Annotated in this window: 1 pseudogene and 1 CRISPR repeat array (1 of these 2 running past the window's edge); the pseudogene reads right to left on the reverse strand. The window is 71.9% G+C overall.

The features are described 5' to 3' along the window. Positions 1–5983: pseudogene (locus D7W82_RS22165) on the reverse strand (amino acid adenylation domain-containing protein); the annotation flags it as partial. Between the two features lie 25 nt (positions 5984–6008). After that, positions 6009–6224: direct repeats of the CRISPR family, unit length 25 nt; unit sequence AACCTGTCCGACTGTCCGACAGGTT (it continues 58 nt past the right edge of the window).

Here is a 6224-nt window from a genome sequence, read left to right on the forward strand (position 1 = left end):
CCACGGCCGGGGCATCCGGGGTGCGCGCCACCTGCCGCTCGATGAGGCCGTGCAGCGTGGCGTCCCGTTCGAAGTCCACCAGCTCGCCGCTGCCCACGCGCACCAGCCGCACCAGCTCCTCCGGCGACACGAGCGACACGTCCGCGAGCGGCAGGTCCGGCGCGTCGCACGCGGCCTCCAGCAGGCGCCGCAGCTGGGCGAAGAGCCGCTCGATGGTGGCCGTGTCGAACAGGTCCGCCGCGTAGCCCAGGTGGCCCTCGTAGCCATCCGCGGAGCGGCTCAGGTTCAGGGCCAGCTCGAACTGCGATGGGGCTTCACCCTCCAGGTGGGCTGGCGCCACGGTGAGGCCGGGCAGCGCCAGCTCCGGCAGAGGGGCGTTCTGGAGCGCGAACATCGCCTGGAACAGCGGCGTGCGCCCCAGGTCACGCTCGGGCTGGAGCGCTTCCACCAGGTGTTCGAACGGGATGTCCTGGTGCTCGTACGCGCCCAGCGTGGTGGCGCGCATCTGGGCCAGCAGCTCGCGGAAGGTCGTCTTTGCGCTGAAGCGACCACGCAGCACCAGCATGTTCACGAAGAAGCCGATGAGGCCCTCCGTCTCCGCCTGCCGGCGGTTCGCGATGGGCGAGCCCACCAGCACGTCGTCCTGTCCGGACGCTCGCGACAGCACGGCCTGGAACGCCGCCAGCAGCGCCATGAAGGGCGTGGTGCCTTCCGCTTGCGCCAGCGCCTCCACGCGCTCGCTCAGGGCGCGCGGCAGCGTCACACGGATCCGCCCGCCGCGCCGATCCGCACCGGCCGTCCGCGGCCGGTCCGTGGGCAGGTCCAGCACGAAGGGCGCTCCGGACAACTGGTTCTTCCACCACTCGACCTGTGCCTGGAGCACGCCACCCTGGAGCCAGCCGCGCTGCCAGACGGCGTAGTCCGCGTACTGCACCGGCAGCTCCGGCAGGGCGGCGGAGCGGCCCGCGCGCCGGGCCTCGTAGAGGGCCGTGAGCTCCCGCACGAGGACGCCCAGCGACCAGCCGTCGGACACGATGTGGTGCAGGTGCAGCACCAGCACATGCTCCCGTTCATCCAGCTTCATCAGCAGCGCGCGGATCACCGGCCCGCGCGTCAGGTCGAACGGGCGGAGCGTCTCCGCGTGGCCCAGGCGCTGGGCTTCGGCCTGCTTCGCGGCGCGGCTGCCCAGGACCGTCAGGTCCACCAGCTCCAGGGGGACGTGGCCCTCCGGGTGGATGGCCTGCACGGGCTTGCCCGCCTCCATGCAGAAGGTGGTGCGCAGGGACTCATGCCGCGCCATCAGCGCGTCCAGGCTCCCTCGCAGCGCCTCCACGTCCAGGTCGCCCGTGAGGCTCAGCGCCAGCGGCATGTTGTAGAGCGGGCTGCCCGGCTCCAGCTGGTCGACGAACCACAGCCGCTGCTGCGCGAACGACAGTGGCGGCGCCGACGCGCGCGACACGGGGACCAGCGGCGGCGCCTGGGTGCGGCGCGCATCCACCAGCCGCTCCGCCAGCGACGCCACCGTGGGCGCGCGGAACAGCTCGCCCAGTGGCAACTCCAGGCCCAGCGATGAACGGATGCGCGCCACCACCTGCGTGGCCAGCAGCGAGTGCCCACCCAATTCGAAGAAGTCGCCGTGGATGTCCACCGTCTCCAGGTGCAGCACCTCCGCCCAGATGTCCGCGAGCGCCTTCTCCAGCGCGCTCCGGGGCGTGGCGGATGCGGGGTCCGCCACACGGGCCTTCGGCGCGGGCAGGGCCTTGCGGTCCACCTTGCCGTTGGGACTCAGCGGCAGCTTCGGCAGCACCACGATGGCGGACGGCACCATGTACTCCGGCAGTTGCTTCTGCATGGCTGCCCGCAGCACGGCCGTGTCCAGGCCTTCGCTCACGACGTAGGCCACCAGGCGCTTGTCGCCGGGCACGTCCTCGCGCACCACGACCACCGCCTCCTCGACCTCCGGCGACTGGCGCAGCACGGCTTCGATTTCGCCCGGCTCCACGCGGAAGCCTCGCAGCTTCACCTGGAGGTCGGTGCGGCCCAGGAACTCCAACGTCCCGTCGCGCTGCCAGCGCACCCGGTCGCCCGTGTCGTAGAGGCGCGCTCCGGGCTCAGTGGCGAAGGGGTGGGGGATGAAGCGCTCGGCCGTCAGGTCCGGACGCTGGAGGTAGCCCCAGGCCAGACCGTCTCCGCCCACATACAGCGTGCCCGGCACTCCCGGCGGCACGGGCTGGAGCGCCGCGTCCAGCACCCACGCCGTGGAGTTCGACAGCGGCCGGCCGATGGGCACCGAGCGGCCCACTGTGTCCCCAGCGCGCAGCGTGTGCGTGGCGGAGAACGTCGTGTTCTCCGTGGGGCCGTAGCCGTTGACCAGCACCGCGCCCGGGGGCAGCCGCTTCAGGTGTTCGCGCACGCGCTCCACGGGCAGCACGTCGCCGCCCGCCAGCACCTGCTTCACCCGGGCCAGCGCGTCGCCCTGGTGGAGCACCATCTGCTCGAAGAGGGCGGCGGTGAGCCACAGGATGGTGATGCCCTCGCGCCGCAGCAGCGCGCCCGTGTCCCCGAGCGACAGCGCGCCCGCGGGGGCCACCACCAACGTCGCGCCGTTCAGCAGCGCGCCCCAGACCTCCAGCGTGGACGCGTCGAACGCGATGGGCGCCAGGTGGAGGAAGACCTCGTCCGGACCGAAGTGGATGAAGTCCGCGCCGCGCACCAGTCGCGTGATGCCCCGGTGCGGCACGCACACGCCCTTCGGGCGCCCCGTGCTTCCCGACGTGAACATCACGTAGGCCAGCGCCTCCGAGGACACCGCCACGTCCAGCGCCGCTTCGGACTGCCGTGCGATGACGGCGGCGTCCGCGTCCAGCAGGACCTGGAGGTCCGTCACGGCCGGCAGCTCGTCCGCCACCGCCTCCTCCGTGACGAGCAGACTGACGCCCGCCTCGCGCAGCACCCACGCGATGCGCTCCGCGGGGGCCTGGGGGTCCACCGGCACGTAGGCCGCGCCGGCCTTCAGGATGCCGAGCAGGGCGGTGATGCTCTCGAAGGACCGCTCCAAGCACAGGCCCACCCGGTGGCCGGGCCGCACGCCCTGGCGCCGCAGGTGGTGCGCGAGCTGGTTCGACGCCCGGTCCAGCGCCGCGTAGGACATCCGCCGCTCCCCGGCCTTCAGCGCCGTGGCGTCCGGCGTACGAGCGGCCTGCTCGGTGAAGAGCGAGGCCACGGACGCGTCACGCGGGAAGTCGCGGGAGGTGCCGCTCCAGTCAGAGAGCAGCCGCTGACGCTCCGCCCCGGTGAGCCACGGCAGCTCCGGCAGCCGCGCGTCCGGCGAGCGGAGCGCGGACTCCAGCAGCACCCGCAGGTGCTCCACCATGCCGGCCACCGTGTCCGGGTCGAACAGGTCCTGATTGAAGCCCAGCAGGCCTTCGAAGCCGTCTGGCCCTCGGGACAGCACGCATTGCAGGTCGAAGAGGGTGGACTCCTTCAGGTCCTCGCGGGCCTTGAGCGTCAGTCCTGGCAGCGCCAGCTCCGGCATGGGCGCGTTCTGGAGCGTGAACGTCACCTGGAAGAGCGGCGTGCGTCCCAGGTCGCGCTCCGGCTGGAGCACCTCCACCAGCTTTTCGAAGGGCAGGTCCTGATGCTCGTACGCGCCCAGCGTGGTGGCGCGCACCGTGTCCAGCAGCTCGCGGAAGCGCAGCGTCCCGCGCACCCGGGTGCGCAGTACGACCGTGTTCGCGAAGTAGCCGATCAGCGACTCCGACTCGGCGTGGCGACGGCCCGCGATGGGCGCCCCTACGAGCACATCCTCCTGGCCGGAGTACCGGTGCAGCAGCAGCTGGAAGGCCGCGAGCAACACCATGAACGGCGTGGCGGACGCTTGCCGCGCGTAGGCCTCCACCGCTTCGCTCAGCTCGCGCGAAAGCACGAGAGTCTGGGAGCCGGCGCGATAGGCCCCCTGACCAGCCGGACGCGGGTGGTCCGTGGGCAGCTCCAGGTAGGGGGCGGCACCGGCCAGCTGGTCGCGCCAGTACGCCACCTGCGACTCCAGCACCTCACCCTGGAACCAGGCGCGCTGCCAGAGCGCATGGTCCGCGAACTGCACCGTCAGCGCTGGCAACGGCGACGGCTGCTCCGCCGCGAACGCCGCGTAGAGCGCGCCCATCTCCCGCACCAGCACGCCGGTGGACCAGCCATCCATGATGATGTGGTGCGTGTTGAGCAGCAGCACGTGCTTCGTGGCCGTGAGCTTCATCAGGAGCCCCCGGAACAGCGGGCCCTGCTCCAGGTCGAACGGGGTGGAGGACTCCTCCCGCGCCAGCCGCGATACCTCCGCCTCCCGAGCCTCATGCGTCGGGAGCGCGGACAGGTCCGCATGCCGCAGGGACATGGGGAACGGCGGGTGGATGACCTGCGACGGCGTGCCTTCCCGAGACTGGAACGTGGTGCGCAGCGCTTCGTGACGGCGCACCAGTTCGTCGAACGCTGCCAGCAGGACGATGACGTCCAGCGAGCCGTCCAGGTCCAGCAGGTTCGGGAGGCTGTAGGCGGTGCCCGCGGTGCCCAGCTGCTCGGCGAACCACATGCGCTGCTGCGCGAAGGACAGCGGCAGCACGTCTGGCCGTTCCGCACGGATCAGCGAGGGCAGCGCGGACACGGATGCATCTGACTGCCGCGGCTGCTGGAGCGAGTCGATGCGGCGAGCCAGCTCCGCCACGGTGGGCCCCTCCAGCAGGGCCCGCAGGGGCAGCTCCATGCCGAAGCGCGCGCGCACGCGGGACACCAGCTGCGTGGCCAGCAGCGAGTGCCCTCCCAATTCGAAGAAGCCATCCTGGCGGCCCACCACGGGGACGCGGAGCACCTCGCTCCACAGCGCGGCCAGCGTCACCTCCGTGGGCGTCGTGGGCGGTTCGATGACGCGCTCGGAGACCGGAGTGGCCTCAGGCGAGGGCAGGGCCTTGCGGTCCACCTTGCCATTGGGGGTCTGGGGCAGGGCGTCCAGCGCCACGAACGCGGCGGGCACCATGTACTCCGGCAGGGTCCGCCGGAGGTGCTGACGCAGGGGAGCCGTATCCACCTGGGGCGCGACCCAGGCGAGGAGCCGGTCCTCGCGCACCAGCGCCACCGCGTCGCGGACATCCGGGTGCGTGCGCAGCGCGGCTTCAATCTCCCCCAGTTCGATGCGGTAGCCGCGCAGCTTCACCTGGAAGTCCAACCGGCCCAGGTATTCCAGCGTGCCGTCCTCGCGCCACCGGGCCTTGTCGCCTGTGCGGTAGAGCCGCGCGCCGGGCTCCGCGCTGAACGGATCCGGCACGAAGCGCTCGGCCGTCAGGTCCGGTCGGCCCAGGTAGCCGCGGGTGACGCCTTCGCCGGAAAGGCACAGCTCGCCCGGCGTTCCCACGGGCACCCACCGCTGGTGCGCGTCCAGTACGTACGCGTTCAGGTTGGCCAGCGGCCGGCCGATGACGGGCGTGGCGTGTGCCGTGCCGGAGATGCGCTCCCAGGTCGCATACACCGTCGCCTCCGTCGGGCCGTAGAGGTTGAAGGCCTGCGTGCGCCGCGTCGCCGCGAGCGTGCGCCATGTCACCTCGTCCACCGCCTCGCCAGCGAGGAGGACGTACGCGGGCACGTGCCGCTGCTCCAGGAAGCCGGCGTCCAGCAGCAGCTTGAACTGTGACGGCGTGCAGTCCAGGACGTCCACCCGCTGCTGCTCCAGCCACGCGAGCATCGCCTCCGGATCCTGCCGCACGGCCTCCGGGACGACGCACAAGGTGTGGCCCTCCAGCATCAGCACCAGCTGACCCACCGACACGTCGAAGTAGGACGGCGCGTTGAGCGCCACCCTCAGCCCCCGGGACGCGTCGGTGAAGCACGCCTCGTTCATCGCGCGCCGCAGGTGCGCCACGGAGCGGTGGCGCACCATCACGCCCTTGGGCGTGCCCGTGGAGCCCGACGTGTAGATGACGTAGGCTAGGTTCGCCGGGCCCGCCGACGGCGGCGGGTTCTCCGAAAACCTGTCCGACTGTCCGACAGGTTCTGCGCCCCTGGCGCCCAGGGTCGGCCCGACCTTTCCAAACCTGTCCGACTGTCCGACAGGTTCTGCGCTCCCGGCGCCCAGGGTCGGCCCGACCTTTCCAAACCTGTCCGACTGTCCGACAGGTTCTGCGCCCCCGGCGCCCAGGGCCGGCCCGACCTTTCCAAACCTGTCCGACTGTCCGACAGGTTCG

It is taken from the genome of Corallococcus sp. CA049B (assembly GCF_003611685.1).
GTDB lineage: Bacteria > Myxococcota > Myxococcia > Myxococcales > Myxococcaceae > Corallococcus > Corallococcus coralloides.